The sequence below is a fragment of the Paraburkholderia antibiotica genome (assembly GCF_012927125.1).
GTDB classification, from domain to species: Bacteria; Pseudomonadota; Gammaproteobacteria; order Burkholderiales; family Burkholderiaceae; genus Paraburkholderia; species Paraburkholderia antibiotica.
The window spans coordinates 120,238-136,773 of the sequence record NZ_JABBFZ010000018.1; the positions used below are offsets into that span (position 1 = coordinate 120,238).

Sequence of the window (16,536 nt, forward strand, 5' to 3'; positions counted from 1 at the left end):
GGTAGTGGTGCATCTGGAATCTGTCATCTCGCACACTCAGCGTGAGTGACAAAGCCGTCATGCTTCCCACTTCGCACTGCGTGCGTCGTGGACGGGTCTGCAATGGAAACCCGTGTGAATAGTTCGTGTAATGAGGGCCGTCGGCTGCGCCTCGGCGAGGCGCTTAAAGACCGAGGGTTTGTGACCGAGGCTTCGGGGCGCGGAGCGCCGCCGGAAGAATGACTGCCTTGTCACTCACGGGGAGTGTGCAGGAACACAGATTCCAGATGCACCACTACCGGCGGTTGACCGAGGTGCCCGTTTAAGAATTAGCGGTGTGAAGCTGCTTTCTTTGCCTACTTTCTTTGCAGCAGGCAAAGAAAGTAGGTGCCGCCCCGCACAGGGGCAACGCTAATAGACCGAAAGCAAATCAAGGAAAGGCCAAAAACCCAGAACAACAAAAAAACCAGAACAACAAAAGCCAGAACAACAAACAAAAGCCCCGCGCCGCAGGCGCAAAAAAACTGCCCACCCGCTGCGCGGAACAAAAAACCGACTACTTCCGCATGGAATCCATATCCACCACAAACCGATACTTCACATCGCTCTTGAGCATCCGCTCATAAGCCTCGTTAATCCCCTGCATCGGAATCATCTCGATGTCGGAAACAATGCCGTGCTGGCCGCAGAAATCCAGCATCTCCTGCGTCTCGGCAATGCCACCAATCAGCGAACCCGCAAGGCGACGTCGTTTGAAGATCAGATTGAACACCTGCGGCGACGGATGATCGTGCTCCGGTGCGCCCACCAGCGTCATCGTCGCGTCCCGCTTGAGCAGATTCAGGAACGGATTCAGATCGTGAGGCGCCGCCACCGTGTTCAGAATGAAATCGAAGCTATTCACATGCGCTTCCATTTCCTGCGGATTCTTCGATACGACCACTTCGTCCGCGCCAAGCCGCTTGGCATCTTCGATCTTCGACGGCGACGTCGTGAACAGCACGACATGCGCGCCCATCGCGTGCGCAAGCTTCACGCCCATATGGCCGAGACCGCCCAGGCCGACGATGCCGACCTTCTTGCCCGGCCCCGCGCCCCACGTGCGCAGCGGCGAATACGTGGTGATGCCCGCGCACAGCAGCGGCGCGACACCGGCGGGATCGAGATTGGCCGGCACGCGCAGCGTAAAGGCTTCGTCGACGACGAGCTGCGTCGAGTAACCGCCATACGTGACCTGTCCGTCGACGCGATCCACGCCGTTATAGGTGCCGACAAAACCGTTTTCGCAATACTGCTCGAGACCTTCCGCGCAGCTTGGGCAGGTGCGGCACGAGTCGACCAGACAGCCGACCGCGACCAGTTCGCCAACCTTGAACTTCGTCACGTTCGGACCGACCGCGGTCACGCGGCCAACGATCTCGTGGCCCGGCACCACCGGATAAATCGTGTTCTTCCATTCGTTGCGTGCCTGATGCAGATCGGAATGGCACACGCCGCAGAACAGCACTTCCATTTGCACGTCGTGCGCGCGCGGCGCGCGGCGCTGGATTTCGAACGGGGCGAGCGGCGCACTGGCGTCGGTCGCTGCATAGGCATAAGTCGTGCTCATGGGTAGCTCCAGCAAAGAGGGTGATGGCGCAACAGTGCGACACGTCGACGATACGCAACCAGCAGGGTTGCGGATGCGGCGAGTCGCAGCAGGAACCGGGATCGGGCGCGAGCGCCGGAGGATGTCATTCGCCACCTTACGACTCGTGACGAGCCGGGCGGCGTATGACCGGACACGCTGCGCGCGACAAAAAAGGCGATCCGGCAGGGTTCCCATCATAGGAGTGGGGCCGTATTCGCGGAATACCTGATCGTCTTGAAGATTTGCCTAAAACTATTGAGGGGCGGCGCAGTAGTTCGTTTGATGCTAAATTTCAAGCATTATTCTCTTGCCCGTCACCCTATCGTCATGTCCACTCAAGCTGTCGGTTCCGTTACGGACGATCCCGCCCAACAACGCGTGCGTGAGCTGTTCGATCTGCTCGCGCCCGCTGCCGGCATCTCGCGCACGAGCCTCGAAGGCGTGAACCTGCTGCGCGCGAACCGGCCCATGCCGCGCATGCCGGTGATGTACGAGCCGAGCATCGTGATCGTCTGTCAGGGACGCAAGCGCGGTTATCTCGGCGATCAGGTGTTCAGCTACGATGCGCAGCAGTATCTGGTGCTGTCGGTGCCGCTGCCGTTCGAATGCGAGACCGAGGCGAGCGCGGAGGAGCCGTTTCTCGGCATCTCCGTGCGCGTCGATCTGACGATGGTCGCCGAGTTGCTGATGGCGCTCAACGACACCCAGGGCATCGCGCAGCACGAGCCGGTCGGGATCTTCTCGACGCCGCTCGATCCGGCGCTGAGCAGCGCGGTGCAGCGTCTGATGGAAGCGCTCGCGTCGCCGCTCGACGCGCGCATTCTCGCACCGGCCATCGTGCGGGAGCTTTGCTATCGGGTGCTGACTGGCGAGCAGGGCGGCGCGATTCGCGCGGCGCTCACGCATCAGAATCACTTTGGCCGCATCGCGAAGGCATTGCGGCGCATTCATGCCGAGTACCACGCATCGCTCGACGTCGACACGCTCGCGGCCGAAGCCGGCATGAGCCTCGCGGTGTTCCATGCGCAGTTCAAGGCGGTGACGGCGACCTCGCCGATGCAGTATGTGAAGACCACGCGTTTGCATCACGCGCGTCTGTTGATGGTGCAGGATGGTTTGAACGCGGGCGCGGCCGCGGCGCGCGTCGGCTACGAAAGCGCGTCGCAATTCAGCCGCGAGTTCAAGCGGCTGTTCGGCCTGAGTCCCGTCGACGAGGTCAAGCGCATGCGCGTCGCGCACGATGCGCCGCCGCGTCCGCAGAAGCCGGTGCCGCGTTACGTTACCGCGGTCTAGCGGCGGTTAAGGCTAAGACTAAGGCCGATGCGCGGCGCGTGTGCAGCCGCGCGTCATACGTCACGCGTTAGCCGTCGTTATTTCCCGGCCGCATCCGCGCCCGGCTGATCCTCGTAGTGCGCGCGCTTTTCCTCGTACATCAACAGATCGGCGCGCTGCACGCCCGCTTCGAGCCGGTCGCCGCGCTGGCAGGTGGCCGCGCCCATCGAGAAGCTCAGCGGCGAGCCCGGATAGAACTGGTTGTTCATTTCGACGAGCTGACGGATCGCATCGATCATCATCGCGCCGCCGCGCTCGTCGGTGTCGGGCATCAGGATCGCGAACTCGTCGCCGCCGATCCGCGCCGCGTGGAACGGCGACTCCATCGCCTTCGCGAGCACCTCGCCGGCGCGTCGCAGCAGCGCGTCGCCGGCCGCGTGGCCGAGCTGATCGTTCACGCGCTTCAGGCCGTTCAGATCGGCCATGATGATCGTCACGGGCCACGGCCCCTTGCGTTCGAGCCGGTTCAGTTCGTCGACGTAGAACGAGCGGTTGCGCAGCTTGGTCAGCACGTCGTGCTTGCCGAGGAATTCGAGGTACGCCTCGGCCTTCTTGCGCGCGGTGATGTCGGTCAGCGCGACCAGCACGAGATCCCAGTTTTCCTCATGACCCGGCAGCACCGAGAATTGCAGGTGCACATAGACCTCGCTGCCGTCGAGCGAGTAGTTGAGCACTTCGCGCTGCTGGAACAGCTTGCCGTCCCACAGATCGACCAACTGCTCGCGGAAATGCGGACGCATGTCGTCGCGGAACACTTCGCTCAGGCGCGCGAGCAGCGTTTTCTTGTCCGGCGCGGCGAACATTTCGAGCGTGTGCTGGTTCACGTCGAGCACGTGAATTTCCGCCATGCAGCGTTCGACGAACTCCGGATGCACATCGGTAAACACGCGGAAATCGTTGATGCCGGCGGCGCGCGCGTCGTCGAGCAGGCGTTTGACCGCGCTGAAATTCTCGACCCACAGCGACACCGGCGAATGTTCGAACAGTCCGCGCGCGTATTGCTCGGCGAGCGCGACGCGCCGCCGCGCGCCTTCGAGTTCGGTGATGTCCTCGGTCGACACCAGCACGCGATCCCAGCGCTCCTCGTGACCGGGCAGGATCGCGCCCTTGAGTAGCACGTCGAGTCGCCGGCCGCCGAGCGTGTAGTTGACCGTGTGGCTGGTGAACTGCAATTGCCCGGCCCACAGCTGGCACAACTCTTCAAGGTGGGTCTTCAGCATGTCGTCGCGGAACACCGAGCCGAGGTTGCCCGTCAGCGTGTCGAAGTCGGCGGCTTCGAACTGTGCGAGCGTCTGGCGATTCACCTTGATCACGCGGATGCGGTGCGCGCATTCGGCGACGCAACGCGGGTCGGCGGCGAAATGCGCGCGCAGGTCGGTGACGCCTTCGGCGCGCCATGTGTCGAACAGCGCGCGCACGCCGCTGAAATCTTCGAGCCACAGCGACACGGGGGCGAGCTCGAACATGCCGGAGTCGTCGCTGAGCGGTGCGGAGTCGCGCTTCAAGGTATCGAGCATGGAGGTCTCGGAATCGGAAGTGCGGCTATTTTAAGATGGGTTGGCGCGGGCCGAAAATGCCGAAAGAATAGTGTGTGGTTTTTGCGCCGACGCGGGCGCCTGATCACGGCGGCTGCCGCGAACTTCAGCGCCGGCGTTCTGCGCGCGCGGCCTGGCCTTGTTACACTCGATCGCCACGCAGTCCGCGCGCATGCGCCGGATGCCGTCTCATCTAGCCATCGGGAAACGCCGCCATGAAGCCATCCCTGCTGGTCCTGATTCACCTGGGCGACGCGAGCCGCGCGCACATCGACGCCGCCTTCGACACGATCCACGCGCCCGACGCGCTGCAGCGCGAAGCCGCGATCGCGCGCCATGGCGGGGCGATTCGTGCGGTGCTGACCAATGGCACGACCGGTCTGAGCGCCGCCGACATCGACCGCATGCCGCGACTCGAACTCGTCAGCGCGCTGGGCGCCGGCTACGAAAATCTCGCCGTCGATCACGCGCGCTCGCGCGGCATCGTACTCGCCAACGGCGCGGGTACCAACGCGGATTGCGTCGCCGATCACGCGTTCGCGTTGCTGCTCGCCGTGGTGCGCGACGTGCCGCAACTCGACCGCGCGACGCGCGAGGGCGCATGGCGCGACCATCTGCCATCGCGGCCGAGCGTGTCGAACCGGCGCTTGGGGATCGTCGGCCTCGGCCATATCGGCGCCAAGCTCGCACGCCGCGCCGAGGGCTTTGATATGGAGGTCGGCTATCACAACCGTAAGCCGCGCGAAGACAGGCCGTTGCTGCGCTATTTCGACAGCGTCGCGGCGCTCGCGCAGTGGAGCGATTTTCTGGTGGTCGCGACGCCGGGTGGCGCGGCCACGCGGCATCTGATCGACGAGACGGTGCTGGCGGCGCTCGGCCCGCGGGGCTTCGTGGTCAACGTGTCGCGCGGCAGCGTGGTCGATACGGCCGCGCTGGCTCGCGCGCTCGCGGCGGGGACGTTGGCGGGCGCCGCGCTCGACGTCTACGAAGGCGAGCCCGAACCGCCGCAGTCGCTGATCGGACTGCGCAACGTGGTGCTGACGCCGCATGTCGGCGGCCGCTCGCCGGAAGCGATCGCGGCTTCGGTCGACAATTTTCTCGACAACGCGCGGCGGCATTTCGCGGGCGAGCCGGTGCTGACGCCGATCTGACGCATCCTAAGTATTCGAAGCGTTTGAAGCGTTTGAAGCGTTTGAAGCATTTGAAGCGCAGGGTGCGCTGAAGCCCCTGGAACTCCCGACCGCGCTTGCCGCTTACTTTTCGTCGTCGCGTGCCGCGCGCGTGCCGATGTATTCGTATTCGTCGGTATTGAGCCGCGAAATCCGCAATTCGACCGCATTGCGATGATACGAATAGGCGATGCGGCGAATCTCCAGCAACGGTGCGCCGACCTCGACCCCGAGCTGTTCGCTTTCGAGCAGATTCGCGAGCGCGACGCTCACACGCTCGTCGGTATCGACCACGTTGATGCCGAAACCGTCCTGATAGAAGTTGTACAGCGTATTCGGCCGGTTACGCAGCTTGCTTTCCGTGAGCCCCGGAAACAGCGCGTCGGGCACGGTGATGTGTTCGATCAGCACGGTCTTGCCATGCAGCGCGAGGCCGTTGACGAACTGCAGCACGCGCGCGCCACTTTCGATGCCGAGCATGGCCGCCACCTCGCGCGACGCGCGCGCCTTCTTGAAGTCGATCAGCGTGACGACCGGATACGCCTTGTCGCCGTCGCGACGCACGATGCGAAAGAAGCGGAAGAAGTGCCGGTCGCGCTGATGCATCGCCACGAAGGTGCCGAGACCCTGATGGCGGATCAGGATGTTCTCGGCGCACAGTTCGTCGATGGCTTTGCGCAGCGTGCCGATCGACACGCCGAAGCGCTCGGCGAGGCGCTTTTCCGAAGGAATGCATTCGCCGCCTTTCCATTCGCCGGCCGCGAGCGCCGCGAGAATCGCGCTCTTGACCTCCTTGTACCGCGTGCCGCCCAGCGCGGGCGCATTGATGGCGAGCGTGCTCATGAAACCTCCCGGATACGCGAGTCGTGCCGCTCGCTGGGTTGAACCTGCCCCGATTCTAAACGACCCGCTCATCCAGAACATCTGGATGAGCCACAGATTGTCGGCGTGCCGGACGCCTCGGTCATGTGATCAAACTCTTCTAACACATATAGATGACATAGTTGACATTGGCAACATCGGCGCCTACTATCGATTCACTGCGGCGCACCTCGCTGCGCTGCCCCGGCGGCCCCACACCGCATTCAAACCATGAACGGAGACGCGAATGAGCAATCCCACGGCAGACATCCATCACCCCACGGCGGGCGCGGCGGAGCGCAGAACGATCCACATCGTGCTGCACGAAGCGAAGGACACGGTCGGCGTGGCGGTCGTCGAGGGCATCAAGGCGGGCACGCTGCTCAACGCATGGATCATGGACGACGACGAGATCGTCACGGTGCCGGCGAAGCAGGACATTCCGATCGGCCACAAGGTCGCGCTGAAGGACATGGCCGTCGGCGACACGGTGTTCAAGTACGGCGTCGACATCGGCAAGGTGGTCGCGCCGATCAAGGCCGGCGAGCACGCGCACGTGCACAACATCAAGACGAAGCGCTGGTAAGCACGGACAACGGCGCACGCGTTTTCCCGCATTCCGCTGCGCGGCATCAAGCCGCCCCTCACTGGCATCAACCCGAACGAGAGAGACACCATGAGCGTGATTGACCTGGGTACGACTTTCCGCGGCTATCGTCGCGACAATGGCCGCGTCGGCGTACGCAACCACGTGATCATCCTGCCGGTCGACGACCTGTCCAATGCCGCGGCGCAGGCGGTCGAGCACAACATCAAAGGCACGATGGCGCTGCCGCATCCGTATGGACGGCTGCAGTTCGGCGCCGACCTGGATCTGCATTTCCGCACGCTGATCGGCGCGGGCAGCAATCCGAACGTCGCGGCGGTGATCGTGATCGGCATCGAGGAAGGCTGGACCAAGCGCGTGGTCGACGGCATCGCGAAGACCGGCAAGCCGGTGATGGGCTTCGGCATCGAATTGCACGGCGATCACGACACGATCATGCGTGCATCGAAAGCGGCGAAGGAAATGGTGCAGTACGCGACCTCGCTCGATCGCGAAGAGTGCCCGATTTCGGAGCTATGGGTGTCGACCAAGTGCGGCGAGTCGGACACCACCTCGGGCTGCGGCGCGAATCCGACCGTCGGCAACGCGTTCGACAAGCTCTATGGCCTCGGCACCACGCTGGTGTTTGGCGAGACCTCGGAGCTGACCGGCGGCGAGCAGATCGTCGCCGCGCGCTGCGCGAACGACGGCGTACGCGAGCGCTTCCAGTTCATGTTCGACCGCTATCAGGAGATGATCAACCGCTGGAAGACCGACGACCTGTCCGAGTCCCAGCCGACCAAGGGCAACATCGCGGGCGGCCTGACCACGATCGAGGAAAAGGCGCTCGGCAATATCCAGAAGATCGGCAAGAAGTGCATGGTCGACGGCGTGCTCGACAAGGCCGAGGAGCCGACGCATGCGGGGCTGTGGTTCATGGACTCGTCGTCGGCGGCGGCCGAGATGGTCACGTTGTGCGCGGCATCGGGCTTCGTCGTGCATTTCTTCCCGACCGGGCAGGGCAACGTGATCGGCAATCCGATCGTGCCGGTCATCAAGATCTGCGCGAATCCGCGCACGGTCCGCACGATGGGCGAGCATATCGACGTCGACGTGACCGGCATTCTGCAGCGCGAGCAGAACCTCGACCAGAGCGGCGACAAGCTGCTGCAATGCATGCTGGCGACGATCAACGGCCGGTTCACCGCGGCCGAAGCGCTCGGTCATCGCGAGTTCGTGCTGACGCGTCTGTTCGAAAGCGCCTGACGCGCGCGGCCGTGCCGCTTCGCCGGGCCGCGCGGTCCGGGCGCGGCGGCCGCGGCCCCCCACATTCCCGGCGCATGCCGGCGCGGAGAAGGGCCGACGATGCCTCCCGCGACCGGCAGCTCAGGCGGCAGTGGCGCCGGCTCGATATCTGGCAGCAGCGAGTGGAGGAGACACCATCTTGCGCGTGCTCAAACATCTCTACGTGCAGGTCCTGATCGGACTTGCGGCTGGCATTATCGTCGGTCATTTCGCGCCCGCGTTCGGCGTGCAGATGAAACCGCTCGGCGACACGTTCATTCGCCTTATCAAGATGCTGATCACGCTGGTGATCTTCTGCACGGTTTCCGTGGGCATCGCGCGGATGGAAAGCCTGAAACAGGTCGGCCGCGTCGGCTTCAAGACGCTGCTGTATTTCGAGGTCGTCACGACGATCGCGCTGGTGCTCGGGCTCGTCGTCGCGAATCTGCTGCGGCCGGGCGCGGGACTCAATATCGATCCCGCGTCGCTCGATCCGCACGCGGTCACGCATTACGTCGAGACCGCGCATTCCGCGTCGTCGAGCTTCATCGACATGATCGTGCCGAACTCGGTGGTCGGCGCGTTCGCGCGCGGCGATCTGTTGCAGGTGCTGCTGTTCTCGGTGCTGTTCGGCATCGCGCTGTCGATCATGTCGCAGCGCAGCCGGCTGCTGATGCGCGGCATCGAGCAGTTCGGCGACACGCTGATGCGCATCGTCGAAATGATCATGCGGCTCGCGCCGCTCGGCGCGTTCGGCGCGATCGCGTTCACGATCGGCAAGTACGGCATCGGCACGCTGCAGCAACTCGGGCTGCTGATCCTGTGCTTCTACATCACCAGCATCCTGTTCGTCGGCATCGTGCTCGGCGCGGCCGCGCGCTGGGCGGGCGTCGGGCTGTGGCCGCTGCTGAAGTACTTCCGCGAGGAACTGCTGATCGTGCTCGGCACCTCGACCACCGAATCCGTGCTGCCGCGGCTGATGGAAAAGCTCGAACGGATGGGTTGCCCGCGCGCGATCGTCGGGCTCGTGCTGCCCACCGGCTACTCGTTCAATCTCGACGGCGCCGCGATCTATCTGACGATGACGTCGCTGTTCATCGCGCAGGCGACCAACACGCATCTGACGCTGATGCAGCAGTTGGGACTGCTGGCGATCCTGATGCTGACGTCGAAGGGCGGCGCGGGCGTGGCCGGCGCGGCGCTGGTCGCGTTGACCGCGACGCTGTCGACGCACAACATCATTCCGGTCGCCGGCATCACGCTGATTCTTGGCGTCGATCGGGTGCTGAACGAGATTCGCGCGCTGACCAACATGATCGGAAACGTGGTCGCGACGCTAGTGGTCGCGCGTTGGGAAGGCGTGTTCGATGCCCGCGCGGCGCGTGAATTCCTCGCGGCGCCACGCGACGTGCAGGCGCAGGTCCAGCCGGCGCGCAAGCCGCAGCCGGTGCAGCCGGCGTCCGCGGGGCAGCCGGAGCGCGAGGCGCACGAACTGCCGGGCGCGCCGGGCTTGCTGAAGAAAGCGGCGAAGTGAGCATCGTTCGAAGCGCGGCGGCTTTGAAGGGGCCGTTTTGAACGGACCACCTCGAACCGGCCGCTTCCGGCTTGCCGCTTCGCGCCGGCAATGACACAGTGATGCGCTGACCCCAACCGAACCCAAGGAAGTCCAGATGGCCCGTTTGTTTCCCGACGCGCTGACCGTGCTCGCCGTCGGCGCGCTGCATCGCGCGGGCGCGTTGCCGGCCACCGCCGAATCGACCGCACGCGCACTCGTTTATGCCGACGTGCGGGGCCTGTCATCGCATGGCGTGTCGCGTCTGCCGATGTACTGCGCGCAGTTGCGCAACGGCCGCGTCGATCCCGCCGCGCAGCCGTCGATCGTCGCGGATCGCGGCGCAACCGTGCTGATCGACGGCGCGGACGGCATCGCGTATCCCGCCTGCGATCTCGCGATCGCGACCCTCGCCGAGCGCGCGCGCCAATACGGCAGCGCGGTCGCGGGCATCGGCCGCAGCCATCATTTCGGCGTGGGCGCGGCGCATCTGGCCGCGCTCGGCGAAGCGGGCCTCGTCGCGCTCGCGTTCAGCAATTCGCCGGCGGCGATGCCGGCGTGGGGCGGCCGCCGTGCGCTGTTCGGCACCAATCCGATCGCCGCGGTGTTTCCGCGCCGCAACGGCGCGCCGCTTGTGATCGACCTCGCGCTGTCGCAGATCGCGCGCGGCAAGATCGCGCTGGCCGCGCGCGACGGCAAACCGATCCCCGAGGGCTGGGCGACCACGCGCGACGGCCTGCCGACCACCGACGCGCGCGCCGCGCTGGACGGCATGATGCTGCCGTTCGGCGGCGCCAAAGGCGCGATGCTCGCGCTGGTGGTCGAGCTTCTGGCCGCCGCGTTGACTGGTTCTAACTTCGGCTATGAAGCAGGTTCGTTCCTGACCGAGGAGGGCGAGCGCTCGCGCATCGGCCATCTATTCTGGACGATCGATCCCGGCGCGCTGGCCGGCGACGCCGCGTATCTGTCGCGCGTCGAGGCCTTGATCGAGATGATGCTGCTCGACGACGACGTGCGCCTGCCGGGCTATCGCCGGGAACGTCTCGCCGAGGCGGCACGGCAGGAGGGCGTCGAGATTCCGGACGCGCTGATCGCGCAGTTGGAAGGGCGTGGCTGAGCGGCGCGCTCGCGCTGGCGGTCAGGCGGACCGGCCGCGCGCCTGAGCCGCCCCTCGCCGAAAGCGAAGCGCAAACTATCGGCGCGCCAGATAGTTTGCGTCGAAAATCGCGATTTCCGTTGTGATGCCGACGCGAATACGATAAGCGCAATCGTGTGACTCACGCGATGGCCCCCAGCAACCGCGACGGAGAGTGTCCATGGAGCATCACGCCCGCACGCAGAACGAACGGCTCGAGTTCAAGACCACCACCTGCTACATGTGCGCGTGCCGCTGCGGCATCCGCGTGCATCTGCGTGATGGCGAGGTGCGCTACATCGACGGCAATCCCGAGCATCCGCTGAACCAGGGCGTGATCTGCGCGAAGGGCGCCTCGGGGATCATGAAGCAGTACTCGCCCGCGCGTCTCACCCAGCCGCTGATGCGCAAGGCCGGCGCCGAGCGCGGCAGCGCGCAGTTCGAGCCGGTTTCGTGGGAGGTCGCCTTCGACGTGCTCGAAAAGCGTCTCGCCGCGATTCGCGCAACCGATCCGAAGAAGTTCGCGCTGTTCACCGGCCGCGACCAGATGCAGGCGCTGACCGGTCTGTTCGCCAAACAGTTCGGTACGCCTAATTACGCGGCGCATGGCGGTTTCTGTTCGGCGAACATGGCGGCCGGGATGATCTATACGATCGGCGGCTCGTTCTGGGAATTTGGTGGCCCGGACCTCGACAGCGCGAAGCTGTTCTTCATGATCGGCACCGCGGAGGATCATCATTCGAATCCGCTGAAGATCGCGATCTCGAAGTTCAAGCGCGCGGGCGGCCGCTTCATCGCGATCAACCCGATCCGTACGGGCTATGCGGCGATCGCCGACGAATGGGTGCCGATCAAGCCGGGCACCGACGGCGCGCTATTCATGGCGTTCCTGCACGAACTGATCGCCGCGGACGCGTGGGATCACGAGTTCGTGCAGCGCTATACGAATGCGGCCGAGCTGATCGATCTCGACGAAGCGAGCGAAAATTTCGGCCTCTTTGTGCGCGATCCCGGGCGGGCGGAAGGCAATCCGCTGTTTCCGCAGAATCATCTGTGGTGGGACCCGGCCACGCAGCGCGCTGTGCCGCATCATGCGAGCGGCGTGACGCCCGCATTGGACGGGCGCTATACGCTCGAAAACGGCAAACCGGTTACGCCGTCGTTTGCATTGCTGCGCGAGCGCGTCGCCGATTGCACGCCCGAATGGGCGGCGGCTATCACCGGCATCGCCGCCGAGACGATCCGGCGCCTCGCCGGCGAAATGATCGAGACGAGCCGCCGGCATCGCATCACGCTGCCGATCCGCTGGACCGACGCATGGGGCGAGACGCACGAGACGGTCTCCGGCAACCCGGTCGCGTTTCATGCGATGCGCGGGCTCGCCGCGCATTCGAACGGCTTCCAGTCGATCCGCGCGCTGGCGGTGCTGATGTCGCTGCTTGGCACGATCGACCGTCCCGGCGGCTTTCGCCACAAGTCGCCGTTTCCGCGCGCGGTGCCGCCGTCGGCGAAACCGCCGAACAGTCCCGACGCGGTGAAACCGAACACGCCGCTCGCGAGCGGCCCGCTCGGCTGGCCCGCCGCGCCCGAGGATCTGTTCATCGACGAACACGGCGGGCCGGTGCGGATCGACAAGGCGTTCTCGTGGGAATATCCGCTCGCGGTGCACGGCGTGATGCATAGCGTGATCACCAACGCGTGGCGCGGCGATCCGTATCCGATCGACACGCTGATGATTTTCATGGCCAACATGGCGTGGAATTCGTCGATGAACACGATGAAGGTGCGCGAGATGCTCGCGGACAAGCACGCGAACGGCGAGTACAAGATTCCGTTTCTGGTCGTGTGCGATGCGTTCCAGTCGGAGATGACCGCGTTCGCCGATCTGATTCTGCCCGACACGACGTACCTCGAACGCTACGACGCGATGTCGATGCTCGACCGGCCGATCTCCGAGTTCGACGGTCCGGTCGATTCGGTGCGCGTGCCGGTCGTGCCGCCGACCGGCGAATGCAAGCCGTTCCAGGAAGTGCTGATCGAACTCGCGTCGCGTCTGAAGTTTCCCGCCTTCACGACCGCCGACGGCAGCCGGCGCTATCGCGACTATCCCGAGTTCATCGTCAATCACACGACGACGCCCGATTCCGGCGTCGGCTTTCTGATCGGCTGGCGCGGCAAGGACGGCGACAAGGCGCTCGTCGGCGAGCCGAATCCGAACCAGTGGGAGCAGTACGCGAAGAACAACTGCGTGTTCCATTACCGCTTGCCCGAGACCTTGCAGTACATGCGCAACTGCAATGGCCCGTATCTCGACTGGGCGGTGAAGAACGGCTTCCGCAAATTCAACGAGCCGATCCTGATCCAGCTTTACTCGGACGTGATGCAGAAGTTCAGGCTCGCCGCGCAAGGGCGCACGAGCGGCCGGCAGCCGCCCGAGCATTTGCGCGCGCGTATCGAGCAGTACTTCGATCCGCTGCCGTTCTGGTACGCGCCGCTCGAAAGCGCGGCGACCGATCTCGCGCAGTTCCCCCTTGCGGCGGTCACGCAGAGGCCAATGGCGATGTATCACTCGTGGGATTCGCAGAACGCGTGGCTGCGGCAGATTCATGGGGAGAACTATCTTTACGTGAATCCGCTGACGGCCAGCGAGAGCGGCATCGCCGACGGCGGCTGGATCTACGTCGAATCGCAGTGGGGCCGCGTGCGCTGCATGGCGCGCTACAGCGAGACCGTCGAGCCGGGCACCGTGTGGACGTGGAACGCGATCGGCAAGGCGGCGGGCGCGTGGAATCTCGGCCCGAACGCGAACGAATCGCAACGCGGCTTTCTGCTCAATCATCTGATCACCGACGAACTGCCGTCCCGCGACCAAGCGGCCACGCGCTTCTCGAACTCCGATCCGGTGACGGGCCAGGCCGCGTGGTACGACGTGCGCGTGCGCATCTACCCGGCCGAAGCCGACGCGCGGCACACGCTGCCGCAGTTCGCCGCGATGTCCGCGTTGCCCGGCTCGATAGAAGAGCGGGGCGTGGTGTCGCGGATCGTGCAGACCTATTTCGCGGGACGCGGCGAATTCGCCGCGCGCCTGCGCGGCGCGGTCCGTCGCAAATGACGACCGTCGCCGCGGTAACGGCAAGGAGCTTCCGATGACCCAGATGGCGCTGGTGATCGATCTGAACGTATGCGTGGGCTGCCAGGCGTGCGTGACGAGTTGCAAGGAATGGAACACGTCGGGCGAATCGGGCAGCCTCGCCGATTCCAATCCGTACGACGCGGACCCGTCCGGCACGTTCTTCAATCGCGTGCAGAGCTTCGAGGCGGGCAGCTTTCCCGACACGGAGATGATCCACTTCCCGAAGTCGTGCCTGCACTGCGAAGACCCGCCGTGCGTGCCGGTCTGTCCGACCGGCGCGAGCTACAAGCGCAAGGAAGACGGCCTCGTGCTGGTCGACTTCGATCGCTGCATCGGCTGCAAGTATTGCGCGTGGGCCTGCCCGTACGGCGCGCGCGAGCTCGACGAAGCGCGTCAGGAAATGACCAAGTGCACGCTGTGCGTCGATCGCATTCACGACGAGAATCTGTCCGAGCGCGATCGCAAGCCGGCCTGCGTGCTCGCGTGTCCGACCTCGGCGCGGCTGTTCGGCGATATTCACGATCCGCAGTCGGTCGTGTCGCAAGCGATCCGCGAGCGCGGCGGTTATCAATTGATGCCCGAATGGGGCACGCGTCCCGCGAATCATTATTTGCCGCGCGTACCGACCACCGCCGCCGGTTGCGGCAGCGACGCGTGTTCGTGCAAATCGGCCGGTTCGGCAACCGACGACGCGACGCAAATCTCGGGCTCGGCCGACTCGCAACCTGGAACGTCACTCGACTCGCAACTCGAAGCGCAGCTCGAACGTGGCGAGCTGCATCTTGCGTCGATCGCGACGCGCGTTTGAATCAGCACGGGGCTTACGATGAATCCGGCATTTTCCGTAGTGTTCCTGACGACTTTGAGCGGTGCGGCGCAGGGCTTGCTGATTGCTCTGGTGGGAGTGGAGAGCGCTGCGTGGCTAGGGCTCGTGGCGCAGCCGGCGACCGCGTTGTATGTGGCCGGCGCGGTGCTGGCAGTGCTGCTCGGCGGACTTGGGCTGATCGCGTCGTTTTTTCATCTCGGCCATCCGGAACGCGCATGGCGCGCGATCGCGATGTGGCGAACCTCGTGGCTGTCGCGCGAGTGCCTGTGCCTGCCAGTGTTTCTGGCGTGTGCGTTCCTGTATGGCGTCGCGCACTGGTTCGGCTCGCCGTGGTCGCTCGCGCTCGGCTGGCTCGGCGTGCTGGCGAGTGCCGCGCTGTTCGTCTGTACCGCGATGATCTACGCGTGTCTGCGCTTTCTGCAGGAGTGGGCGACGCCGTTGACGATGGTGAACTTCGTGCTGCTCGGCTGTGCGTCGGGCTTCACGCTCGCGACCGCGCTCAGCGCGTGGTTCGCGCCCGCTCTCACGGTCGGGCTCGCGATCGGCGCGTGTGTGCTGACGCTTGCCGGTTGCGCGAGCCGCTCGGCGTCGCTGCTGCGTAATGCGCGCCTGCGGCCGAAATCGACGGTGCAGAGTGCGACTGGTATCCGCAATCCGAAGCTCGTGCAGGTGTCGCGCGGCTTCACCGCGGGTGCGTTCAATCTGCGCGAGTTTTTTCACGGCAAATCGGCGCGGACGTTGCGGGGTGTCAAGTGGGGCTTTCTTGCGGGCGCTTTTGTGGTGCCAATCGTTTTGATTGCGCTCGGCGCCGGGCTGCATTCGATCGGCGCGTCGTTCGGGCTGCTGGCCGCGGCGTGTCTGGTGCAGTATGCGGGGCTCGTGGCAGAGCGCTGGTTTTTCTTCGCGGAGGCGAAGCATCCGCAGAATCTGTATTACGCACGGGTGGGGTGAGGTGGGGCGTTCGTTATGAATGGCGTGCCTACTGCCACCGCATACGGTTGAGTCTCTGCGCGAGAAACTGATGCTGGAGTGGACTTACCACTCGAACGCCATCGAGGGTATCGAAGGCAATACGCTTACGCTGCGTGAGCACTTCGAGGCGACGTCTTCACAATGCGATTTTTTTTGTCGAAGACAATTGTCGCGAAGAAGGAAGCCTTGTCTGAACGACAGATGCGTAACGTTGACTCGCTGGTACTGAAGGACATCGACGCGAGCGCCGGTTAGCGGTCACAGAGGCCGGGATTCTGTCTTCGTCCCGCTTTTTTGTGGTCCACAGACCCTCATGCTGCGATGCATTCGCGAGTGGCGGCGCGATAATGACCTACTTTAACGAGCGCGCGGGTCGGCATGGCGAAGAACGTAACGGCTAATCGAGACGGCATGCCACTAAGGAAGGTCTGCACAACCCGCTTCCTGCGCATCGCGCAGTTTGCTGCCCGCGTTGTAGTGGCGGCGAAGACGCCGGGACCTCGATCACCGTTCTGTTCGAACCGTAGGAAGGTGCGTTTGCC

Annotated in this window: 13 protein-coding genes; 9 read left to right on the top strand and 4 right to left on the bottom strand. The window is 64.7% G+C overall.

Translation table 11 applies throughout. From position 1 onward, the window contains the following. Positions 1 to 535 precede the first annotated feature (535 nt). Entirely contained in the window at positions 536 to 1,588 is a 1,053-nt protein-coding gene (locus HHL14_RS25330; RefSeq protein WP_169500325.1) for an NAD(P)-dependent alcohol dehydrogenase, read from the bottom strand. Between the two features lie 348 nt (positions 1,589 to 1,936). On the opposite strand from HHL14_RS25330, the gene HHL14_RS25335 reads away from it, so the two are divergent. Further along, the gene (locus tag HHL14_RS25335) at positions 1,937 to 2,902 is read left to right on the top strand and encodes an AraC family transcriptional regulator (RefSeq protein WP_169500326.1); all 966 of its coding nucleotides are present in this window, start codon (positions 1,937 to 1,939) and stop codon (positions 2,900 to 2,902) included. Between the two features lie 77 nt (positions 2,903 to 2,979). On the opposite strand, the gene HHL14_RS25340 is transcribed toward HHL14_RS25335, so the two are convergent. Beyond that, positions 2,980 to 4,458 carry a sensor domain-containing diguanylate cyclase gene (locus HHL14_RS25340; protein ID WP_169500327.1) on the bottom strand — a complete coding sequence of 493 codons (1,479 nt, stop codon included), beginning with the start codon at positions 4,456 to 4,458 and terminating at the stop codon, positions 2,980 to 2,982. 233 nt (positions 4,459 to 4,691) lie between these two features. Here HHL14_RS25340 and HHL14_RS25345 point away from each other — a divergent pair, with 233 nt between their 5' ends. Then, a complete protein-coding gene (locus HHL14_RS25345; protein ID WP_169500328.1) occupies positions 4,692 to 5,627 on the top strand; it encodes a 2-hydroxyacid dehydrogenase in 936 nt (311 codons plus the stop codon). A 102-nt stretch (positions 5,628 to 5,729) separates the two neighbouring features. On the opposite strand, the gene HHL14_RS25350 is transcribed toward HHL14_RS25345, so the two are convergent. Next, the gene (locus HHL14_RS25350; RefSeq protein ID WP_169500329.1) at positions 5,730 to 6,488 is read right to left on the bottom strand and encodes a GntR family transcriptional regulator; all 759 of its coding nucleotides are present in this window, start codon (positions 6,486 to 6,488) and stop codon (positions 5,730 to 5,732) included. Between the two features lie 265 nt (positions 6,489 to 6,753). Here HHL14_RS25350 and HHL14_RS25355 point away from each other — a divergent pair, with 265 nt between their 5' ends. The 7 genes from HHL14_RS25355 to HHL14_RS25385 all read left to right on the top strand — a co-directional run bounded on the left by HHL14_RS25355 (position 6,754) and on the right by HHL14_RS25385 (position 15,973). Continuing rightward, positions 6,754 to 7,092, top strand: coding sequence for a UxaA family hydrolase (locus tag HHL14_RS25355; protein ID WP_169500330.1), 339 nt, complete (start codon positions 6,754 to 6,756; stop codon positions 7,090 to 7,092). A gap of 90 nt (positions 7,093 to 7,182) precedes the next feature. Beyond that, positions 7,183 to 8,358, top strand: coding sequence for a UxaA family hydrolase (locus HHL14_RS25360; RefSeq protein ID WP_169500331.1), 1,176 nt, complete (start codon positions 7,183 to 7,185; stop codon positions 8,356 to 8,358). 178 nt (positions 8,359 to 8,536) lie between these two features. Then, on the top strand, positions 8,537 to 9,910 hold the full coding sequence (dctA, locus tag HHL14_RS25365; RefSeq protein ID WP_206002501.1) for a C4-dicarboxylate transporter DctA: 1,374 nt from the start codon (positions 8,537 to 8,539) through the stop codon (positions 9,908 to 9,910). A 136-nt stretch (positions 9,911 to 10,046) separates the two neighbouring features. After that, on the top strand, positions 10,047 to 11,045 hold the full coding sequence (locus tag HHL14_RS25370) for an Ldh family oxidoreductase (RefSeq protein ID WP_169500332.1): 999 nt from the start codon (positions 10,047 to 10,049) through the stop codon (positions 11,043 to 11,045). Positions 11,046 to 11,244: 199 nt separating this feature from the next. Then, complete coding sequence (locus tag HHL14_RS25375) at positions 11,245 to 14,175, top strand: molybdopterin-dependent oxidoreductase (RefSeq protein WP_169500333.1); 2,931 nt, start codon at positions 11,245 to 11,247, stop codon at positions 14,173 to 14,175. Positions 14,176 to 14,209: 34 nt separating this feature from the next. Further along, a complete protein-coding gene (locus tag HHL14_RS25380; protein WP_169500334.1) occupies positions 14,210 to 15,004 on the top strand; it encodes a 4Fe-4S dicluster domain-containing protein in 795 nt (264 codons plus the stop codon). A gap of 18 nt (positions 15,005 to 15,022) precedes the next feature. Beyond that, complete coding sequence (locus HHL14_RS25385; RefSeq protein ID WP_169500335.1) at positions 15,023 to 15,973, top strand: dimethyl sulfoxide reductase anchor subunit family protein; 951 nt, start codon at positions 15,023 to 15,025, stop codon at positions 15,971 to 15,973. 332 nt (positions 15,974 to 16,305) lie between these two features. Here HHL14_RS25385 and HHL14_RS32900 read toward each other — a convergent pair. Beyond that, the coding region (locus HHL14_RS32900) for a hypothetical protein (protein ID WP_206002502.1) at positions 16,306 to 16,536 on the bottom strand (231 nt) is incomplete at its 5' end.

What these genes read in the sequence shown, in the direction of transcription:
- HHL14_RS25350 (WP_169500329.1), bottom strand. Translation starts at nt 6,488, where the DNA reads ATGAGCACGCTCGCCATCAATGCGCCCGCGCTGGGCGGCACGCGGTAC.
- HHL14_RS25380 (WP_169500334.1), top strand. Translation starts at nt 14,210, where the DNA reads ATGACCCAGATGGCGCTGGTGATCGATCTGAACGTATGCGTGGGCTGC.
- HHL14_RS25355 (WP_169500330.1), top strand. Translation starts at nt 6,754, where the DNA reads ATGAGCAATCCCACGGCAGACATCCATCACCCCACGGCGGGCGCGGCG.
- HHL14_RS25340 (WP_169500327.1), bottom strand. Translation starts at nt 4,458, where the DNA reads ATGCTCGATACCTTGAAGCGCGACTCCGCACCGCTCAGCGACGACTCC.
- HHL14_RS25335 (WP_169500326.1), top strand. Translation starts at nt 1,937, where the DNA reads ATGTCCACTCAAGCTGTCGGTTCCGTTACGGACGATCCCGCCCAACAA.
- HHL14_RS25345 (WP_169500328.1), top strand. Translation starts at nt 4,692, where the DNA reads ATGAAGCCATCCCTGCTGGTCCTGATTCACCTGGGCGACGCGAGCCGC.
- HHL14_RS25375 (WP_169500333.1), top strand. Translation starts at nt 11,245, where the DNA reads ATGGAGCATCACGCCCGCACGCAGAACGAACGGCTCGAGTTCAAGACC.
- HHL14_RS25385 (WP_169500335.1), top strand. Translation starts at nt 15,023, where the DNA reads ATGAATCCGGCATTTTCCGTAGTGTTCCTGACGACTTTGAGCGGTGCG.
- HHL14_RS25360 (WP_169500331.1), top strand. Translation starts at nt 7,183, where the DNA reads ATGAGCGTGATTGACCTGGGTACGACTTTCCGCGGCTATCGTCGCGAC.
- HHL14_RS25330 (WP_169500325.1), bottom strand. Translation starts at nt 1,588, where the DNA reads ATGAGCACGACTTATGCCTATGCAGCGACCGACGCCAGTGCGCCGCTC.
- HHL14_RS25370 (WP_169500332.1), top strand. Translation starts at nt 10,047, where the DNA reads ATGGCCCGTTTGTTTCCCGACGCGCTGACCGTGCTCGCCGTCGGCGCG.